Source organism: Paenibacillus xylanexedens (genome assembly GCF_001908275.1).
Classification (GTDB): domain Bacteria; phylum Bacillota; class Bacilli; order Paenibacillales; family Paenibacillaceae; genus Paenibacillus; species Paenibacillus xylanexedens_A.
Genome location: NZ_CP018620.1, coordinates 727,944 through 748,259 on the forward strand (window position 1 = coordinate 727,944; position 20,316 = coordinate 748,259).

General features: G+C 47.9%; 13 protein-coding genes and 3 rRNA genes. 14 read left to right on the forward strand and 2 right to left on the reverse strand.

The features are described 5' to 3' along the window. Window positions 1-108 precede the first annotated feature (108 nt). The 6 genes from gyrA to BS614_RS03085 all read left to right on the forward strand — a co-directional run bounded on the left by gyrA (window position 109) and on the right by BS614_RS03085 (window position 10,122). Entirely contained in the window at window positions 109-2,673 is a 2,565-nt protein-coding gene (gene gyrA / locus BS614_RS03060) for a DNA gyrase subunit A (protein WP_074092904.1), read from the forward strand. 222 nt (window positions 2,674-2,895) lie between these two features. Further along, entirely contained in the window at window positions 2,896-4,014 is a 1,119-nt protein-coding gene (locus tag BS614_RS03065; protein WP_074092905.1) for an HD-GYP domain-containing protein, read from the forward strand. Window positions 4,015-4,479: 465 nt separating this feature from the next. Continuing rightward, window positions 4,480-6,032 (forward strand): 16S ribosomal RNA (locus BS614_RS03070). 315 nt (window positions 6,033-6,347) lie between these two features. After that, window positions 6,348-9,273, forward strand: a 23S ribosomal RNA gene (locus BS614_RS03075). Between the two features lie 79 nt (window positions 9,274-9,352). Then, a 5S ribosomal RNA gene (gene rrf / locus BS614_RS03080) occupies window positions 9,353-9,469 on the forward strand. The 16S, 23S and 5S rRNA genes sit together here, the layout of an rRNA operon. Window positions 9,470-9,681: 212 nt before the next feature. Beyond that, window positions 9,682-10,122 carry a hypothetical protein gene (locus BS614_RS03085; protein ID WP_084174380.1) on the forward strand — a complete coding sequence of 147 codons (441 nt, stop codon included), beginning with the start codon at window positions 9,682-9,684 and terminating at the stop codon, window positions 10,120-10,122. A gap of 656 nt (window positions 10,123-10,778) precedes the next feature. Here BS614_RS03085 and BS614_RS03090 read toward each other — a convergent pair. Next, the gene (locus BS614_RS03090) at window positions 10,779-11,303 is read right to left on the reverse strand and encodes a hypothetical protein (protein ID WP_036606136.1); all 525 of its coding nucleotides are present in this window, start codon (window positions 11,301-11,303) and stop codon (window positions 10,779-10,781) included. A gap of 499 nt (window positions 11,304-11,802) precedes the next feature. On the opposite strand from BS614_RS03090, the gene BS614_RS03095 reads away from it, so the two are divergent. After that, window positions 11,803-11,988 carry a sigma factor G inhibitor Gin gene (locus BS614_RS03095; protein WP_017691396.1) on the forward strand — a complete coding sequence of 62 codons (186 nt, stop codon included), beginning with the start codon at window positions 11,803-11,805 and terminating at the stop codon, window positions 11,986-11,988. Between the two features lie 256 nt (window positions 11,989-12,244). Continuing rightward, entirely contained in the window at window positions 12,245-14,071 is a 1,827-nt protein-coding gene (locus BS614_RS03100; RefSeq protein ID WP_074092906.1) for an aminotransferase class I/II-fold pyridoxal phosphate-dependent enzyme, read from the forward strand. A gap of 714 nt (window positions 14,072-14,785) precedes the next feature. Here the strand turns inward: BS614_RS03100 and BS614_RS03105 are convergent. Then, window positions 14,786-15,904, reverse strand: coding sequence for an IS110 family RNA-guided transposase (locus tag BS614_RS03105; protein ID WP_074092907.1), 1,119 nt, complete (start codon window positions 15,902-15,904; stop codon window positions 14,786-14,788). A gap of 213 nt (window positions 15,905-16,117) precedes the next feature. Between BS614_RS03105 and BS614_RS03110 the strand changes: the two genes are divergently transcribed. The 6 genes from BS614_RS03110 to holB all read left to right on the forward strand — a co-directional run bounded on the left by BS614_RS03110 (window position 16,118) and on the right by holB (window position 20,214). Beyond that, a complete protein-coding gene (locus tag BS614_RS03110; protein WP_074092908.1) occupies window positions 16,118-16,528 on the forward strand; it encodes a CidA/LrgA family protein in 411 nt (136 codons plus the stop codon). Further along, a complete protein-coding gene (locus BS614_RS03115) occupies window positions 16,498-17,190 on the forward strand; it encodes an LrgB family protein (RefSeq protein ID WP_083685168.1) in 693 nt (230 codons plus the stop codon). The genes BS614_RS03110 and BS614_RS03115 overlap by 31 nt, the downstream gene beginning before the upstream one ends. 217 nt (window positions 17,191-17,407) lie before the next feature. Next, entirely contained in the window at window positions 17,408-18,055 is a 648-nt protein-coding gene (gene tmk / locus BS614_RS03120; RefSeq protein WP_074092910.1) for a dTMP kinase, read from the forward strand. A 61-nt stretch (window positions 18,056-18,116) separates the two neighbouring features. Then, entirely contained in the window at window positions 18,117-18,446 is a 330-nt protein-coding gene (locus BS614_RS03125; protein WP_017691391.1) for a cyclic-di-AMP receptor, read from the forward strand. 343 nt (window positions 18,447-18,789) lie between these two features. After that, the gene (locus tag BS614_RS03130; protein WP_074092911.1) at window positions 18,790-19,233 is read left to right on the forward strand and encodes a YaaR family protein; all 444 of its coding nucleotides are present in this window, start codon (window positions 18,790-18,792) and stop codon (window positions 19,231-19,233) included. Window positions 19,234-19,242: 9 nt separating this feature from the next. Further along, window positions 19,243-20,214, forward strand: coding sequence for a DNA polymerase III subunit delta' (holB, locus tag BS614_RS03135; RefSeq protein ID WP_074092912.1), 972 nt, complete (start codon window positions 19,243-19,245; stop codon window positions 20,212-20,214). The last annotated feature ends 102 nt before the right edge of the window (window positions 20,215-20,316 follow it).

Sequence of the window (20,316 nt, forward strand, 5' to 3'; positions counted from 1 at the left end):
AGAGTAGCGTTCTTGCGCGGTTTTAGCCTTGTTAGGCTTTTCACATATAATCAACTTTTTTGCATGACGGAATGGAACGTTTGTTGAAGGACAAGAAGGAGGTCCAGCATGGCGGAAGAAATGAACTCTCAGATTACAGATCGGGATATAGGCGTCGAGATGCGTGAATCGTTTATGGATTATGCGATGAGCATCATCGTTAGCCGTGCCTTACCTGACGTGCGTGATGGATTGAAGCCGGTTCACCGGCGTATTCTGTACGCGATGTCAGAGCTCGGCATGACACCCGATAAACCACATAAAAAATCAGCCAGAATCGTCGGCGAAGTTATCGGTAAGTATCACCCACACGGTGACTCTGCTGTTTACGAGACGATGGTACGGATGGCACAGGATTTCTCCCTGCGTTATATGCATGTAGATGGACATGGTAACTTTGGATCGGTCGATGGTGATATGGCAGCAGCCATGCGTTATACCGAAGCACGTTTGTCCAAGATTGCTATGGAAATGCTCAGAGATATCAACAAGGATACGATTGATTTCCAACCAAACTATGACGGTGAAGAACATGAGCCAATCGTTCTGCCTGCTCGTTTTCCTAACTTGCTTGTCAATGGGGTCGGCGGGATCGCGGTAGGTATGGCTACCAATATTCCTCCTCATAACCTGGGTGAGGTCATTGATGGTGTACAGGCCATGATTCAAAATCCGGACATTACATCCATGGAACTCATGGATTACATTCAAGGACCAGACTTCCCTACGTCCGGCTACATTTTGGGCCGTTCAGGCATTCGCCAGGCGTATCAGACCGGACGTGGTTCAGTAACGATGCGGGCTAAAACCAACATCGAAGAGAACAACAACAAGGCGCGAATTATCGTTACAGAGTTGCCTTATCAGGTAAACAAGGCGAGACTTGTTGAGAAAATCGCCGAGTTGGTACGTGATAAAAAGATTGATGGTATTACTGACCTTCGTGATGAGTCTGACCGTAATGGTATGCGGGTTGTAATTGAACTTCGCAGAGACGTGAATCCGGGGGTTGTCCTGAACAACCTGTACAAACATACATCGATGCAATCCACTTTCGGGATTAACATGCTTGCGATTGTTAATAAAGAACCTAAAATTCTGAACTTGCGTGAAGTGTTGTATCACTATCTGCAGCATCAGATTGAGGTTATTCGCAGACGTACGCAGTTTGAACTGAAAAAGGCTGAAGCTCGTGCACACATTCTAGAAGGTTTACGTATTGCGCTGGATCATATCGACGAGATTATTACGTTGATTCGTTCATCCAGTAATGCGGATGCAGCAAGAGAAGGTTTGATTGAGCGCTTCTCACTCAGTCATGATCAGGCTCAAGCTATTCTCGATATGCGTCTGCAACGACTCACAGGTCTGGAACGCGAACGTATTGAAAATGAATATAACGAACTGATGGTCAAAATCAGAGAGTATCGCGAAATTCTGGCCAATGAGCATCTGGTGCTTGAGATTATCAGTACGGAGCTGCAAGAGATCCGCGACCGCTTCAGCGATGATCGTCGTACAGAGATCACTGTAGGCGAAGAGAGCATTCTGGATGAGGACCTGATTCCACGTGAAGAGGTTATCATTACGATTACTCATACAGGCTACGTGAAACGTCTGCCGGTATCCACATACCGCAGCCAGAAACGTGGTGGACGTGGGGTCGTGGGTATGGATACGAAAGATACCGACTTTGTCGAGCATTTGTTTGTGACCAACTCCCACAATTACCTCATGTTCTTCACTGACAAAGGTAAAGTGTACCGTCTCAAAGCTTACGAGATTCCAGAGCTTGGACGTACCGCTCGGGGAACGCCGATTATCAACCTGATCCAGATCGAGCAGGGCGAATCGGTCAATGCCGTAATTCCGGTCCAGGAATTCGAAAGTGACAGATATTTGTTCTTTGCTACCCGCCAAGGGGTTGTGAAGAAGACGCCACTTGAGGATTACACCAATATCCGCAAAGGCGGCTTGATCGGTATTTCCTTACGTGATGATGACGTTCTGATCGATGTTAAGCTGACCGATGGATTGCAAGAGATCATCATGGGTACAGCTCACGGAATGTCTATTCGATTCTCGGAAGGTAATGTACGTTCCATGGGACGTAGCGCAACCGGGGTCAAAGGGATTACATTGGATGAACAGGATGCTGTTATCGGCATGGATGTAGTTGATAAAGAGCTTGATGTTCTGATCGTTACAGCCAAAGGTTACGGTAAACGTACACCTGTCAATGATTATCGGATGCAGACTCGTGGCGGTAAAGGGATCAAGACTATTAATGTCACTGAGAAGAACGGCTCAGTAGTCAGCCTCAAAATGGTTAAAACCGAAGAGGATCTGATGATTATCACGTCTAGCGGTACGTTGATCCGGATGAGCATGGAAGGCATATCCACTATGGGTCGATACACGCAGGGTGTGAAGCTGATTCATATTCGTGACGAGGATTCAGTAGCTACAGTCAGCCGAATTGACAAAAATGAAGAGGAACCAGACGATGAGTCGCTTGAAGGCTTGGAAGGCGAGGAGTCCCAAGCTCCGGTAGTAAGCTTGGAAGAAGGCACCGTTTCTGACGCTGAGGTTAATGAAGTTGAGGGCGACGACGATTCCGGTTCGGAAGCATAAAATAGAATTTTATAAAGACTGATCTCTTTGAGATTGGAAGAAGATTGCGAGGGCTCCCACGGGGAGCCCTTTTGTTTGTATAAAGGGATCTCTTCTTTTATTCTTCCGAATCTGGGATGTACAGCCTGATTCCTGAGTAATATAATGGGAAATATCATGAAAAACCGGGACTATGGTCTTGTTTGTATTAACATAGAAGAACGATGAGTGAGGGGAATACACATGGGATTAATCACCCTGTCAGAAGTCAAACCAGGACTCAAACTTGGGAGTGATGTGCAAACACTTCGCGGCAACGTTCTGCTTCAGAAGGGAAAAGTCATTTTACCCAAGGATATGGAAGTGCTCAGAGCCTTTATGATTCAACAGGTAGATATTGAACAAGAAAGAACGGTGTCGAGTAGTACAGGAATCAAAGGTGCATCTGTGTCCGCAGGAAGTTCTGCCAATGACAACAATGGTGAACGGACAGGGAAGACAGGGAACGTCACCACAGCTCCTGTAGTAACGTCTTTGCAGGATGAGTATGAGAAGATGATCGGACTAACCAAAAATGCTTTCCTGTCCTCTCTGGCGGCTGAATTACCGGTCTATGAGTTACGTACACAGTTGGAGGCTGTGTTTGCACATCTCAAACAATATAATGTGCTTACCTTCAGTCCACGAGTAATGCAAGAACATGATTATGTATATCACCATGCCGTACTGAGTGCGATCACATCCTATCAACTGGCTCAATGGATCGATCTCCCCTCCAAGGATTGGATGCAAGTGGCTTTTGCAGGCTTGTTCCATGATATTGGTAACAACAAGGTAGATCCGCAGATACTCCATAAACCATCCACGTTGACGGCTACAGAGCAGGAAGAGATTCGTCAGCATACGAAATATGGTTATCAGATCCTTAAACAGGCAAAGGCCATTAATGAGGGAGCCAGACTTGCAGCTTTGCAACATCATGAAAAAGTGGATGGTTCAGGCTACCCGTTGCAGCTTAGTGGGACGCAGATTCATATTTATGCCAAGATTGTAGCTATCGCTGATATTTTCCACGCCATGACGCTGGAGAAGATCTACCGCAAGGCACAATCACCATACCTAGTCCTAGAACAGATCCAAAGTGAGGCATTTGGGAAATTGGACCCTGCAATCGTAAGTGTATTTGTTCAACGGTCGACCCAGATCCATAATGGCATCCGAGTGAAACTCAGCAATAACCAGATTGGAGAGATCGTATTCTCTGATCGAGATCATCCTACACGGCCTATGGTGTCAGTAGAAGGAACCATCATTAACCTGATGCAGCAACGGCAGCTTCACATCCAAGAGGTTATCGGATAACAATAGATATTAAAGTAACTTGATGAGAGAGCCTTTCTTTTATAGAGAGGCTTTTTACGTGAGATAAATGTGGAAATGTAGAAAAAAACAAAAAGATTATAGAAAGATATATAATTAATAAAAAAGACTTGCATTCAATATCTGTACATGGTATATTCTAATTCCGGCCAAGAAAACACGGTTTACACGGTGCGGCAAGCAAATGAAATAAGCTTCGAAAGAAACTTAAAAAAAGAGCTTGCAAAGTTGGTTCGGATGTGATAAGATATAAAAGTTGCTGAAGAGAACGACATTCGGTAACGAAATAAGTTTGATCTTTGAAAACTGAACAACGAGTGAGTAAACATTCTGCTTGCAGAATGAACGCGAAAGTTTGAGACAAGCCTTGGCTTGAATCGACTGGAGCACAAATGAGATTTTTAATCTCGTCAGATTCAAAATGAGCTTATCGCTCTTTTCAATACTTTATTGGAGAGTTTGATCCTGGCTCAGGACGAACGCTGGCGGCATGCCTAATACATGCAAGTCGAGCGGACTTGAAGAGAAGCTTGCTTCTCTGATAGTTAGCGGCGGACGGGTGAGTAACACGTAGGCAACCTGCCCTCAAGTTTGGGACAACTACCGGAAACGGTAGCTAATACCGAATAATTGTTTTCTTCGCCTGAAGGAAATTGGAAAGACGGAGCAATCTGTCACTTGGGGATGGGCCTGCGGCGCATTAGCTAGTTGGTGAGGTAACGGCTCACCAAGGCGACGATGCGTAGCCGACCTGAGAGGGTGATCGGCCACACTGGGACTGAGACACGGCCCAGACTCCTACGGGAGGCAGCAGTAGGGAATCTTCCGCAATGGGCGAAAGCCTGACGGAGCAATGCCGCGTGAGTGATGAAGGTTTTCGGATCGTAAAGCTCTGTTGCCAGGGAAGAACGCTTGGGAGAGTAACTGCTCTCAAGGTGACGGTACCTGAGAAGAAAGCCCCGGCTAACTACGTGCCAGCAGCCGCGGTAATACGTAGGGGGCAAGCGTTGTCCGGAATTATTGGGCGTAAAGCGCGCGCAGGCGGTCATTTAAGTCTGGTGTTTAATCCCGGGGCTCAACCCCGGATCGCACTGGAAACTGGGTGACTTGAGTGCAGAAGAGGAGAGTGGAATTCCACGTGTAGCGGTGAAATGCGTAGATATGTGGAGGAACACCAGTGGCGAAGGCGACTCTCTGGGCTGTAACTGACGCTGAGGCGCGAAAGCGTGGGGAGCAAACAGGATTAGATACCCTGGTAGTCCACGCCGTAAACGATGAGTGCTAGGTGTTAGGGGTTTCGATACCCTTGGTGCCGAAGTTAACACATTAAGCACTCCGCCTGGGGAGTACGGTCGCAAGACTGAAACTCAAAGGAATTGACGGGGACCCGCACAAGCAGTGGAGTATGTGGTTTAATTCGAAGCAACGCGAAGAACCTTACCAGGTCTTGACATCTGAATGACCGGTGCAGAGATGTACCTTTTCTTCGGAACATTCAAGACAGGTGGTGCATGGTTGTCGTCAGCTCGTGTCGTGAGATGTTGGGTTAAGTCCCGCAACGAGCGCAACCCTTATATTTAGTTGCCAGCACTTCGGGTGGGCACTCTAGATAGACTGCCGGTGACAAACCGGAGGAAGGTGGGGATGACGTCAAATCATCATGCCCCTTATGACCTGGGCTACACACGTACTACAATGGCCGGTACAACGGGCTGCGAAATCGCGAGATGGAGCCAATCCCAACAAAGCCGGTCTCAGTTCGGATTGCAGGCTGCAACTCGCCTGCATGAAGTCGGAATTGCTAGTAATCGCGGATCAGCATGCCGCGGTGAATACGTTCCCGGGTCTTGTACACACCGCCCGTCACACCACGAGAGTTTATAACACCCGAAGTCGGTGGGGTAACCGCAAGGAGCCAGCCGCCGAAGGTGGGATAGATGATTGGGGTGAAGTCGTAACAAGGTAGCCGTATCGGAAGGTGCGGCTGGATCACCTCCTTTCTATGGAGAATCGTTTCCTGCAACGGAAACATTCAAATATGCAGCTTAGCTGCAAAAACACTCACTCGTTGTTCGGTTTTGAGAGCTCAAACTCTCAAACAGCTTGCTTTTGCATGGAGCTTGTTCTTTGAAAACTAGATATCGAAACGAAACAAACGCGAATTAGAACATTCCTTTAAGCTGATCTTGTGTAAACAAGTGAAGTGTTTATAAAGGTAGTTAAATTGCTTTTGTGATGGTATCGGGTGAGAGCGACTTTTGGATTTGGACGTAGTCCAAACCAAGGGAAGCGAACGACCGAAACCGGAACAAAATGGTTAAGCTACTAAGAGCACACGGAGGATGCCTAGGCGCTAGGAGCCGATGAAGGACGTGGCGAACAACGAAACTGCCTCGGGGAGCTGTAAGCAAGCTTTGATCCGGGGGTGTCCGAATGGGGAAACCCAGCTGGGGTAATTTCCAGTTACTCACAACTGAATACATAGGTTGTGTAGAGGCATACCAGGGGAACTGAAACATCTAAGTACCCTGAGGAAGAGAAAACAATAGTGATTCCGTCAGTAGCGGCGAGCGAACGCGGAGAAGCCCAAACCAAAGAGCTTGCTCTTTGGGGTTGTGGGACGTCTCACATGGAGTTACAAAGGAACCGGTTAAGCGAAGAGGTCTGGAAAGGCCCGCCAAAGAAGGTAAAAGCCCTGTAGTTGAAAGTCTGTTCCCTCCGAGACGGATCCCGAGTAGTGCGGGGCACGTGAAACCCCGTATGAATCCGGCAGGACCATCTGCCAAGGCTAAATACTTCCTAGCGACCGATAGTGAAGCAGTACCGTGAGGGAAAGGTGAAAAGCACCCCGGAAGGGGAGTGAAATAGAACCTGAAACCGTGTGCTTACAAAAAGTCAGAGCCCGTTTTAGGGGTGATGGCGTGCCTTTTGTAGAATGAACCGGCGAGTTACGTTCCCGTGCAAGGTTAAGGTGAAGAGCCGGAGCCGCAGCGAAAGCGAGTCTGAATAGGGCGACTTAGTACGTGGACGTAGACCCGAAACCGGGTGATCTACCCCTGTCCAGGGTGAAGGTGCGGTAACACGCACTGGAGGCCCGAACCCACGCATGTTGAAAAATGCGGGGATGAGGTGGGGGTAGCGGAGAAATTCCAATCGAACTCGGAGATAGCTGGTTCTCCCCGAAATAGCTTTAGGGCTAGCCTCGGAAAACAGAGTCGTGGAGGTAGAGCACTGATTGGGTGCGGGGCCCGCAAGGGTTACCAAGCTCAGTCAAACTCCGAATGCCATAGACTTACTTCCGGGAGTCAGACAGTGAGTGCTAAGATCCATTGTCAAAAGGGAAACAGCCCAGACCATCAGCTAAGGTCCCCAAGTGTGTGTTAAGTGGGAAAGGATGTGGAGTTGCACAGACAACCAGGATGTTGGCTTAGAAGCAGCCACCATTGAAAGAGTGCGTAATAGCTCACTGGTCGAGTGACTCTGCGCCGAAAATGTAACGGGGCTAAACACACCACCGAAGCTATGGCTTGATGCTTTGCATCAGGGGTAGGGGAGCGTTGTATAAGGGTTGAAGGTGTACCGTAAGGAGCGCTGGACATTATACAAGTGAGAATGCCGGTATGAGTAACGAAAAGATCAGTGAGAATCTGATCCGCCGAAAGCCTAAGGGTTCCTGAGGAAGGCTCGTCCGCTCAGGGTAAGTCGGGACCTAAGGCGAGGCCGAAAGGCGTAGTCGAAGGACAACAGGTCGAAATTCCTGTACCACCGTAAGCCGTTATGAGCAATGGGGGGACGCAGTAGGGTAGTGACGCGGACTGATGGATGTCCGTCTAAGCAGTAAGGCTGATGTGTAGGCAAATCCGCACATTGTAAGGCTGAGCTGTGATGGGGAGCGAAAATTATAGTAGCGAAGGTCATGATCTCACACTGCCAAGAAAAGCCTCTAGCCAGGTGAAGGTGCCCGTACCGCAAACCGACACAGGTAGGCGAGAAGAGTATTCTAAGGCGCGCGGAAGAACTCTCGTTAAGGAACTCGGCAAAATGACCCCGTAACTTCGGGAGAAGGGGTGCCCCGGTAGTGTGAATAGCACGAGGGGGCCGCAGTGAAAAGGCCCAAGCGACTGTTTAGCAAAAACACAGGTCTGTGCGAAGCCGTAAGGCGAAGTATACGGGCTGACGCCTGCCCGGTGCTGGAAGGTTAAGGGGAGTGGTTAGGAGCAATCCGAAGCTGTGAACCGAAGCCCCAGTAAACGGCGGCCGTAACTATAACGGTCCTAAGGTAGCGAAATTCCTTGTCAGGTAAATTCTGACCCGCACGAATGGCGTAACGACTTGGGCGCTGTCTCAACGAGAGATCCGGTGAAATTTTAATACCTGTGAAGATGCAGGTTACCCGCGACAAGACGGAAAGACCCCATGGAGCTTTACTGCAGCTTGATATTGAATTTGGGTACGATCTGTACAGGATAGGTGGGAGCCTTTGAAACGTGAGCGCCAGCTTGCGTGGAGGCAACGTTGGGATACCACCCTGATCGTATCTAGGTTCTAACCTGGTACCGTAATCCGGTGCGGGGACAGTGTCAGGTGGGCAGTTTGACTGGGGCGGTCGCCTCCTAAAGAGTAACGGAGGCGCCCAAAGGTTCCCTCAGAATGGTTGGAAATCATTCGAAGAGTGCAAAGGCATAAGGGAGCTTGACTGCGAGACCTACAAGTCGAGCAGGGACGAAAGTCGGGCTTAGTGATCCGGTGGTACCGCATGGAAGGGCCATCGCTCAACGGATAAAAGCTACCCTGGGGATAACAGGCTTATCTCCCCCAAGAGTCCACATCGACGGGGAGGTTTGGCACCTCGATGTCGGCTCATCGCATCCTGGGGCTGAAGTAGGTCCCAAGGGTTGGGCTGTTCGCCCATTAAAGCGGTACGCGAGCTGGGTTCAGAACGTCGTGAGACAGTTCGGTCCCTATCTGTCGTGGGCGTAGGAAATTTGAGAGGAGCTGTCCTTAGTACGAGAGGACCGGGATGGACGTACCGCTGGTGTACCAGTTGTTCCGCCAGGAGCACCGCTGGGTAGCTATGTACGGACGGGATAAACGCTGAAAGCATCTAAGCGTGAAGCCCCCCTCAAGATGAGATTTCCCAGTATGTAAGACCCCTTGAAGACGACGAGGTAGATAGGCTGGGGGTGGAAGTGCAGCAATGCATGGAGCTGACCAGTACTAATCGGTCGAGGGCTTATCCAATAGCAAGTTGTAATTCGCGTGTTTCGTTTCGAATCTAGTTTTCAGAGAACGATCTCTGAAATGTAAGCTAAGCTATGCGTTTGGTGGCGATGGCGGAGGGGTTCCACACGTACCCATCCCGAACACGACCGTTAAGCCCTCTAGCGCCGATGGTACTTGGACCGCAGGGTCCTGGGAGAGTAGGACGCCGCCAAGCAAAGAACCACTGCCGATGTTATTCGGTGGTGGTTTTTATTTGTTTATAAGGATTAGAAACGATGAGCGGAAGCTCTGACACGATCGATACTGGAAGGTAACATTTTTGTTACGGATAACAGCGGCAAAACCAGTATAATAGGACTATGTTAAATATGCTAAAAGTACCTGACCACAGAGCTGGAATGTGCAGCTGTGAAAAGGAGGGTGTGTGTGTTAAGTTGGCGGAGACTTGGACTACAATCATTTCTGTTGCTTTGTTTGACCGTTGTTCTAGCAGGATGCGGTGAAGCTTCAGGATCTGTATGGACTTCATATGAAGGTGCGGTGAACGAGAAGAGTTTTCCGGTGCCGAAAGTAGCGAATAAATCTGACCAGTCTGAAAATAATTCGGATATGGATTATGTTCGATATACGCTGTCTGGTATTAGTGAGAGTACTAGCTTGCCTGAGGTATATCTAGACGAGATTAAAAGCTGGGGTTGGACAGAGAAGCAAGCCAAGGGTACATCCAATGAATCCAGTACCTTGCGTGTATTTGCAAAGGAAGGACATACTGTGCATTTAGCAGTACATGATGGTTCCTTTACACTAATGGTTCCTAGAAATGATGCTACTCAAGCGACAGTTAAATCATTGGCTGAAGACGATTGAGCTGTTGCGGGTAAGGTTGCATATGATTAATTAACGTTGTGATGTTCCTTATAATATAGTAAAGCTCCCGTGTACTTGATCGGGGGCTTTTTGTTATTTAGAGAAGTAGGCTTTAGTAATGATGGGAGAACCCATCACGTATGGTGGATCAGAGGTCATAAAGGTACAGAAGGAAGGAATGAGTAGTTTCTTCCGTACATGTATAGGTGGTATGTGTGCTTGAAGCATAGGGGAGTGTAGAGCGCTAAAAGTAGAGGGGGAGAGATATATGTTGCATAAAGGTATTGAGGTAATGAATTTCTGATGGAAAGAGCTTGAGGACATATAGAGCTGAGACTGAGTGAGAGATCGCTCAAGGCGTAAGTTCTACGAGATATCTGGGGTTATGAGGATATGGAGCAGCGGGAGGAAAAGAAGAGAAGAACGGAGCCTCGAGTGGGGATAACTCATTTAACTATACCCATGCTGTGGATAATGGATGAGAAAGGAACAATAAATAAAGGTTATCCACTGTGGATAACCTTTATTTGAGCATGTGAGGCTGAGTCAATTGAACGATACACGATTATGTTTTTGTAACAGATTATTCGAAGGGCTCAGCGGTTATGTATTACAGGTAAGTGAGGTTCATTGAGTATTGCATAAACGAGGGAGCGTTATTGCAGATAGTATGAGACATCTTGTTCATTCAATTTGATGAGTCCGTCTTTGCGCTCACGGGAGAGCACCATTACAACATACAAGCGAGGACCCAGCAACCACAAATGCCAGAAGATCAGCGAGAGGGTGAAGGACAATGGCGACCATATCAAACATACTGTAATGATACATAATCCAATCCAGCTCATGTTAAGGTGTACCCGGACAAACATACGGAAGCTAAAATGCTGATCAGGGATATAACCTAACCAGGGCATACGCATATTCCAGCGCCAGCGTTTGGCGTAAGAGGTACGGACCAGAAGTAATATCGTTCTGGCGATGACATAATGAATCCAGATGGTGATTGGACCTGCCAGTACAAAAAAGAAGAGGCCAGTCCAGGAGAATGCGAGTAGATTGAATAAGAGCATGATGACCGGCAGACACAGATAGCTGTAAATGACACTGCGGGCGATAGCCTTTTTTTTCAGAAGCCGGTATTGATAAAATGTTGCTTTATTCTCCGGTTCGGCGATCATACGATTATATATCCTCCTTCGGATTCACGTTGTGTGGGGTAGGTATTCGTTTTTCTTACACGAGTAAAAGAGAATGAATCATACATGTATGTATATATGAACCTTGTATCTCACGCCATGACGATTGTACAAGATATTGAGATTCGACGGAGCTTATCTCAGTATACTCCCGAATACACGGACTGTCAGGCTTTGATATCGTTATCATGTATTATATATCGGCTGGGATTCCATGTTTTTTTAAGGAAATCGAATATAAGTTTGAGTCAGGCCAAGGGATACGTGATGTAGAGGTAAATGCGATGGAATGCAGGATAACTGTATATACATAAGCAGGTGAATGTTCTTGTAGGGAGAATGAATGTATTTTTCGGTACAGACACCCAAGAGGGGGTGGGCGAATATATATATTTTATAGAAAGAAAGCACTATGAAAATGTTTAAAATAATAGAAACTGTGCAATACTGATAGTAAACGTAAAACAAGGTGGGATGGTTCATGGAAGAACATGCCGAACACACATGTATTATCTGCGAGCAAAGAAAAAGAGAAGGCATTTTTATTGTATCTGAATTCATATGTGACACTTGTGAAGCAGAAATGGTTCATACCGACGCGCAGGATGCCAAGTACAATTATTTTATTCATCAAATGAAGCAAATTTGGGTACAAAAAAACGCATAATGAATGTTGCTAATAGAAGTAGAAGCGAAACAACACATTGTAACGATGCTGATGTGTATAGAGGCCCAATGGGCCTTTTTCTGTTTTTAAGAGGAGAGAATGTCTTGTTTGCCATCTTGGGAAGGCGTATGCTGATATAATGGTATAGATCATTTGCAGTAATGCGTGTGGAGATAGGGAAAAAGAGCGTTCCTTGGATTAGGAAGCTTTTGGAGCGCATAGGGCGCACATTATATATGTACAGGATGGTTATTTCATGGAACATAAAAATAAATTAAGTAGTGCCCCTTTATATGAAGCGTTGCTTGCGTATCGTGATTCGAAGCAGCGTTCCTTTCATGTGCCTGGGCATAAAAATGGACAAGCTTACCGACATTTGCTGGAACAAGCAGAAGCAGGACAATTTCCTGTTAAGGATATCGTCAATGAGGAACACCAGCACAACGGCGAGATTCAGAATAATGGAGAAAAGAATGTTAACCAGAAGGTAGAGCGTTTCAGTTCGGTGGATGAACATGGGGCTGATCCGGAGAGTGGGAAACATTTTGGTGACGAAGGGGCTCATTCGGAAATAAGATTGGTGCCAGATCGTTCATTTCTGGAGATGATGGAGATGGATGTTACGGAGATTACGGGCACCGACGATTTGCATCATCCGGAAGGTGTGATCCAGGAAGCACAGGAGCTGGCGGCAGATTGTTTTGGTGCTGAGGAGAGTTTCTTCCTTGTGGGAGGCAGTACGGCAGGTAATTTGTCTCTATTGCTAACTGTGTGTGATGAGCCAAACAGTATTGTACTGGTGCAACGGAATGTGCACAAATCCGTTATTCACGGGTTAATGCTGGCAGGCGCAAGAGCTGTATTTCTGGAGCCGTGGGTCGATCCTGTGTCTGGACTTGCGGTCATGCCGTCTGTGGAGACGGTGCAGGCTGCTGTCCAGTCCTATCCTGAGGCAAAGGGAGTATTAGTCACGTTGCCCAATTATTACGGCATGGGCGCTGATCTGACGCCCATAGCCGAGGTATGCCACGCCGCTGGCATACCATTGCTCGTGGATGAAGCGCATGGCGCGCATTATGGGCAGCATCCGGAGCTGCCTGTCTCTGCACTGTCGTGCGGAGCAGACGGTGTCGTGCAGTCGACGCATAAGATGCTGACGGCTTTCACCATGGGTGCCATGTTGCACATTCAGGGACCACTGTTAAACCGGTCCCTGTTAAGGCAACGCCTAGCCATGGTGCAAAGCTCAAGCCCATCATACCCGGTGATGGCTTCGCTTGATCTGGCGCGCCGGCTGCTGCACGTGCAGGGCGCGAACACATTCACGGCGGGGTTCGCCGCCGTGAATGCCTTTAAGCGCGGCCTCGCGGAGCTGCCGCGCTTCCAGTTGCTGCAGCCTGCACAGCCGCTGCAGCCAGAACCGCCAGCCGGAGCTGCGAAGCCGGCTGGCATGCCCGTGTCCGCTGCGCAGCAGACACGGAAGGGCCTGACCGCGGCGGCAATGCCATCTGCCGCGGGGTATACCGCTCAGGACCCATTCAAGGCCGTCATCTATGACGGCGCAGGGGTGCTGAGCGGTTATGGGCTACAGCAACAGCTGGAAGCATGCGGCTGTGTGCCCGAGATGAGCGACGAACGGTACGTCGTCTTGCTCTTCAGCCTGGGCTCAACGGTGCAAGATGCTCAGCACCTGTTGCAAGCTTTACACCATATCAGCTCTGCCGATGGGCATGAGCAGGTCCAATCTAATGCAGAGTCATCTCATCAGCTTGCGAAAGGTTCGGCGCATTATATTTCCACGTGGAACAATTTACAAGAAAAAACTCGCTACTCGGAACCGATCCCCTTTACACTGCAACCGATTGTGGAGACGGATACGATCAATGTCCCGATAGAAGAAAGCGCGGGTTGTCGATCAGCCGAGATGGTTATTCCATACCCTCCAGGGATTCCGCTTGTATATCCGGGTGAACGTATTAGTACATCGATGGTGGCTCGTATACAACTGCTGCGGGATGAGGGTGCAAAGTTTCATGGGGTATCCGATGCATCTCTACAGTCATTGAAGGTTATGAAGGAATGAAGGGAACACATGAGGATCTGAATTGCATTCACCAATAGGTAGGCAATATGACCAATACGGATAGCGATACCGGACCCTACACATGTGAGGGTCTCTTAGTCATTAATCTAGTTGCTAGGGTGTGTCTTCATAATCAGGCATGCAATACGTTGAAGGATGTCAGGGTCCAACAGCTTGAAGTCAAGGATTGCTGATCCTGGCGAATTGTCCAGACGATTTTCTAAGAAACCGAGGACGTCTTATTTAGCCTTCGAGTCCTCCTTTTATTTTGTAAGGAACCTGAGACACGTTATTAACCATATTGACCTAACAAACACGCTGTAAACGGCTGGTTATTCCAATATACCGTGTTTCAGATTCCTTAGATTGCTGCGGGCGCTTCAAATCGCTGAATAAGACGTCACAGGGTCGTTGCTATGAACGTTTTTGTCAAGCCCATCACAAAAAGCTGCTTTTCCCCGAAGCCCTAAGCGCGGGAGTCCATATGCGAGCGACGGTTGGCACGCTGCTATCCGTGGGTTGGTTACCACATGGTATGCCTTCGTCAAGGAGAGCTTTTACAAGCTAGCCACGCACGTTCAGCCCATTAAAAGCCTAGTGCAAACGAACCTCGTACATTCTCTCCTGAACCTTCCATGAACTCCCGGGCCTAAGGCTCCGGAGTTTTCCCCTTTTTCCTTTTAAACCATCCGTCTCTTCAAGATGAATAACAGATTACTGAGCGTTCGGTAGCTCCAACGTTCGGGCGACCGCCCAAATGAACCCGGTCAGTTCCCTGGCCACCGCGGTGACCGCGACATTTTTGTGTTTGTTTAATCCATAAACTAAACGGCGGAATTTTCGGTGCAGCCGTTCCTGAGCTTTCCAGGAAATGAGCTGTATGTCCGCAGGCAGACCTTCCAAACGGCGGGCCAAGTCCCCTTTAATCGCAGGCCGATGGCGGTAACTCCATGCCGATTCAATCAAGGTGCGACGCAATCGTCCATTTCCCGCTTTGGTGAGCGAGCCTCGTTGGGTACGGACTCCAGACGAATGCTCACGCGGAACCAGGCCCAAGTAAGCCATGAGCTGAGCAGGGGAACGGAAACGGGCAAAGGAACCAATCTCCGCAGCAAGCGTGACGGCCGTGAGAAATCCAATGCCACGCAGAGACTGTAAAATTTGAATCAAATCGGCTTTAGAGCTGGTCGCCGCCTCTTCAATCAAGGCTTTTTCCAGTCGACCGATGCGTTGCTCGATCTCGTCCATGGCATGAAGGTACTCCGTAAACGCAATCTGCATAGGCGCATTCGGGAAGGTCAGTTGTCCAAGCCATACGCGATATTTTTTCGTCCAGCGACGTTTGATTTGTTCAGGCGGATGGATCTGGTGACGCAATAAAAATTTGAGCACGCGTTGACGAGCCCGGTGAGCATCTTCTTTTGCCGATTCGCGTGCCCGAACCAATTCACGAAGCGCCTCATCTTCACGTGCTGGAACGTAAATCGGCGTAAGCTCGCCTGCACGGAACAGACGTGCCAGTTGCTCGGCATCCCGTCGATCGGTTTTCACGTGATCGCCGGAGCGTTTGGGGATGAGTGAAGGGGCAATGACGACACAATGGGCCCCCATGGATTCGATCCAGCGGTAGGTTTCGTATCCTGTAGGACCGGCCTCATAACAAAACGAGAGGGAGCTTGCCGGACCCAATTCTTTGATGAGTTTGCGTAAGGCAGCAGGCGCATGAGCAATGGTGCCGTAATACCGCGGCTTGTCTTGACCCTCGTCAGCAATAGCGACAGAAATTTTTTCTTTGGATACATCTAAACCAATGAATTTTGTGGTAGACTTCATAGGGATAGCTCTCCTTTGCTGTGTAGCTCTGAAATGGTGGTCTTCTTACTGTCCATTTTAACCTACGATGTGCAGCAATATGGAGGGCTATTTTTTGCGGTTACGTTCATCATAGCTAGCCCTCCCGCTCCGTGCCCTGCTCCAGACACATTCAGTTTGAAGACACGATTTAGTTCAACTTATATAGATAGACATAAGAAAGAAGGGAACACTTTGGGTATTCCGCTAAAAAAATATACAGGAATAGTCCTGCAAGTCTTGTTGATGTACGGTTTTTATTGGATTGGCAACTTGATTCAAGCTGTATTACATCTGCCGTTAACAGGCGTATTGTTTGTCACCATTCAACTGGGATGGATCAAAATGAGCTGGGGAGAAGAAGGGTCGACGTGGCTTCAATCTCATCTGCAATTGTTGTTCATCCCCCCAACTGTGGGTATTATGAATCATTTTGATTTTTTTAGAGCCAACACATTGTTATTGGTACTTGGTTTGATTGTTAGCACATTAATCACCTGTCTGATATCTGCCAAATTAAGTGAATGGCTTATGACATGGAGATCGTCTCATTCAGGCAAAAAGGAGGCGATCACTTGTCAGCATTCATCCTCGGAATTGGAATGATCGCGCTAACCATCGCTGTATATATTCCAGCCACTCGTCTATATAAAAGGCTGAAATGGCCGATACTTATGCCTGTACTCACAACGACTGCCATACTGATCCTGATTTTGGTGATCTCCGGTATAAAGCTGGATACGTACATGCTGGGTGGCAAATGGATACAGGAGCTTTTGGGCCCAGCAGTTGTATCTCTCGCCTTTCCCTTGTCCAGACATCTGCATGTGCTGAAGCAAAATATCATTCCAATTGTGGGTGGAACAATCGGAGGCAGTATTACAGGTATCGCTACAGGCGCTTTAATCGCCATTCTGCTCGGCTATCCGCAAGAGATGGTCATCGCTTTATTGCCAAAATCAGTGACAACTCCTGTGGCTATTCAACTCGCTAATCAGGTTGGGGGGAATGCCTCATTTACATCGCTGTTTGTGATGATTGCAGGATTCTCAGGGATATTATTGGGGCCGATGCTCTTGAAATGGGCCAAGGTCCGCAGTAAACATGCCTATGGAATTGGACTGGGTTCAGCATCTCATGCCCTCGGCATGGCAAGGTCTTTTGAATATGGAGAGAATGCGGTAGCCCTCAGTTCAGTTTCCATGATTGTCAGTGCTATTGCCGGATCAATTATGCTTCCATTATGGGTATGGATTATCTACGGTTGAACGCTTTACTTTGTTGTTCATGTTGGAGTAACCGCTGACCTATAGTATGATAGAAAGAAACAAGCTTGTATGATCTTGGTGTTATTAATACGTACCGATATAGCTGTAGCTATACACCTCTGGGCGGGGGATATCATATCTTGTAGCAAGAGGGTCTAAGCATATTCAATTACAGCAGCAATAGATGCAATTATCGACATAGAAAGCAGGGAAGCATATGCAGGGCAGAGGTAAATTCATTACGCTGGAAGGGGGAGAGGGTTCCGGTAAAACAACGATGATCGGTAGAGTAGGTTCTTATTTTGAAGAACGGGGTATACCTTACGTAGTTACGCGAGAGCCTGGTGGAATTGAGATTGCGGAGAAAATACGTTCCATTATTCTGGACCCTCTTCATACGGCAATGGATGCTCGAACCGAAGCACTATTGTATGCAGCTGCACGCAGCCAGCATCTGGCGGAGAAAGTAGAGCCTGCTCTGAGAGCTGGAAAAGCAGTCATTTGTGACCGATTTGTCGATAGCAGTCTGGTCTATCAAGGATACGCCCGTGGACTCGGGATAGAGAATGTATGGGCCATTAATCGCTTTGCGATTGGTGATCTCATGCCGGATGTAACCTTATATCTGGACATTGAGCCTGAAGTGGGGCTTGCCCGGATCGATGCTCATGATGGCCGCGAAGTGAACCGTCTGGATCTGGAAAATCTGGAGTTTCACCGTAAAGTACGAGAGGGTTACTTCCTATTAAAAGAGCAGTTCCCGGAACGAATCAGAGTTATCGATGCTTCCATGAAGCAGGAGGATGTTTTGGCAGCGATGATTTTGTCGCTGGAGACAGGGATTTTGAAGGATTTTGACGAGTAATTGTCTAATATATAGACAGGGCATTTGATAAAGGTGCTTATTCTAAAGGAGGTTATGCAGGATGAAACTGATTGTTGCGATTATACAGGATAAAGACAGCAACCGATTATCCAGCGCATTGGTCAAAGCAAACTTTCGGGCAACAAAGCTTGCCAGTACGGGCGGATTTTTGAAGGCAGGCAACACGACGTTTATGATCGGTGTCGATGATGGTCAAGTCGAATCCGTAATGAACGTCATTCGCAGCAGCTGTAAGGTTCGTGAACAGCTCGTGACTCCGGTCACACCGATGAGTGGAACAACCGACTCTTACCTGCCGCTACCTGTTGAAGTTCAAGTAGGCGGAGCTACTGTATTTGTTCTCCCGGTAGATCGCTTCGAACATTTCTAATTAAACCTATTGCATGGATCTTATGAGGATCCTTCATGATCGATAGCATGTTGGAAACGATGGATGTAAGAAGAGTTAACAGCGTTCGTGCGTGCCACTTACGGAACGCCTTTCTTGACGAGAAGAATCAGCATACTCTTTCCGGATGAGCATTTCCTAGCTGGGGAATGGTTCATCTCGGAAAGAGGTTGACTACAAAGAACAAGTCCTTGATGGTGATGTGTATTTACCATTATATATAGAGTGTGATCAGCATATATAAAAGCCTCATTCTCACGCACAGGCGCAACGCGCACTGTGCTGATGGGCGATTGGCTATCTATGATAGAAAGCGGGCGTATCCATGAAAATCAATCCTGGATTCAGACCGATTCAGAGCGGGATCAGTTCTACTGATTCAGGTTCCAAACCGGTTCAATCCAAAAATTTCTCTGATATGATGAATCACCAGGGGGAACGGGCCTCACAAGCTGAACTGAATCGCCGGTTTAGTGAAATCCAGCTTCAGGGCGATCGCTTGGCACGTTCCATGACGATTCGTGAACTGAAGGCGTATAAGCAACTTGTTAAAAGGTTCCTGGAAGAGACCGTTCGTCGCGGTGTATCCATGAAAGAGACAAGGGGTTGGGATCGTCGTGGCAGAGGCAAGCGGTATAAGCTGATTGATGAAATTGACTCCGCTCTGTTATCCATGGCTGATGCACTGCTGGATACAGAAGAAGGAAAAATCTCTCTATTACAACAAGTAGGCGAAATTCGGGGGATGCTTATTAATTTAAGCTTCTGAGGAGGAAGTATGTCCTTTCAACAGATTATGGGTCAACAAGCGGCCAAGCAAATGTTACAAAGCAGTTTGAGACGTAAGGCAATAAGCCATGCGTATTTGTTTAGCGGTCCAGCTGGTAGCGGGCAACGGAAGACGGCAATTACTTTTGCCAAGGCAATATTCTGTACAGAGCTTGAAGATGACGCATGCGGGCAGTGTCTTGAATGCCGTAAGGTAGATCACGGTAACCATCCGGATCTAACCATGCTTGCGCCAGATGGAAACAACATTAAAATAGATCAAATCCGGGATCTGCAGCGTATTTTTTCATACCGATCTGAGGCAGGACATCCCAAAGTATATATTATAGAACAAGCCGAGAAAATGACGGTGCAGGCAGCAAACAGTTTGCTCAAATTTCTGGAGGAACCGCAGGTACCAGCAGTCGGCATCCTGATTACAGATAATGGACAGGCCATGTTGCCAACGATCCGCTCACGCTCCCAATTGGTGCCGTTCAGCGCACTGAATCCGGAAGAGATGCTGCAATCACTAATTGAGGAAGGGCACCCTGCCAATCTGGCTCGCTCTGCCGTCCATTTAGCGTCAGGATTGGAAGCATGTAGAGAAATTCTCCAGCAGAATTGGTTTGCAGAAATTAGAAACGTAATGTTACAATTAGGGAAGGAGTCCCTGGGTAGAGGAAGTACATCATTGATCTCTGCACAGCAGAAGCTTTTTAAAACCGGACTCTCTGAACACCTGGACATGTTACTTAGTTTGTTCCATCTATGGTTTAGGGACATGCTGTATGTTCAGTACGATAGGCATGAACATATCGTTTTTATAGATCAGTTAGACATGTTATCTCAGTTGGCACATACCCGCAGCACAGAGCAGTGGGTCTCCTATATGGATATGGCCGCAGCATGCAGAAAAAAATTGCGTTTCAACGTCAATGGCCAGCTTTGTCTGGAGCAATTTTTGATCGGTTTGGCATAAGACTGGGAGAGGGCAAAGTTAGCTCCAATCATATGCAAACGGTTATAACTTCGGCCGGTTCCCTAAGAAGACGGGGCTTCAGACGAAGTGGGGTTGGCTTAC

Bases quoted from the DNA above. Each gene is read 5' to 3' on its own strand.
- tmk (WP_074092910.1), top strand. From the start codon at position 17,408: ATGCAGGGCAGAGGTAAATTCATTACGCTGGAAGGGGGAGAGGGTTCC.
- BS614_RS03065 (WP_074092905.1), top strand. From the start codon at position 2,896: ATGGGATTAATCACCCTGTCAGAAGTCAAACCAGGACTCAAACTTGGG.
- BS614_RS03125 (WP_017691391.1), top strand. From the start codon at position 18,117: ATGAAACTGATTGTTGCGATTATACAGGATAAAGACAGCAACCGATTA.
- BS614_RS03100 (WP_074092906.1), top strand. From the start codon at position 12,245: ATGGAACATAAAAATAAATTAAGTAGTGCCCCTTTATATGAAGCGTTG.
- BS614_RS03105 (WP_074092907.1), bottom strand. From the start codon at position 15,904: ATGAAGTCTACCACAAAATTCATTGGTTTAGATGTATCCAAAGAAAAA.
- BS614_RS03090 (WP_036606136.1), bottom strand. From the start codon at position 11,303: ATGATCGCCGAACCGGAGAATAAAGCAACATTTTATCAATACCGGCTT.
- BS614_RS03130 (WP_074092911.1), top strand. From the start codon at position 18,790: ATGAAAATCAATCCTGGATTCAGACCGATTCAGAGCGGGATCAGTTCT.
- holB (WP_074092912.1), top strand. From the start codon at position 19,243: ATGTCCTTTCAACAGATTATGGGTCAACAAGCGGCCAAGCAAATGTTA.
- BS614_RS03095 (WP_017691396.1), top strand. From the start codon at position 11,803: ATGGAAGAACATGCCGAACACACATGTATTATCTGCGAGCAAAGAAAA.
- gyrA (WP_074092904.1), top strand. From the start codon at position 109: ATGGCGGAAGAAATGAACTCTCAGATTACAGATCGGGATATAGGCGTC.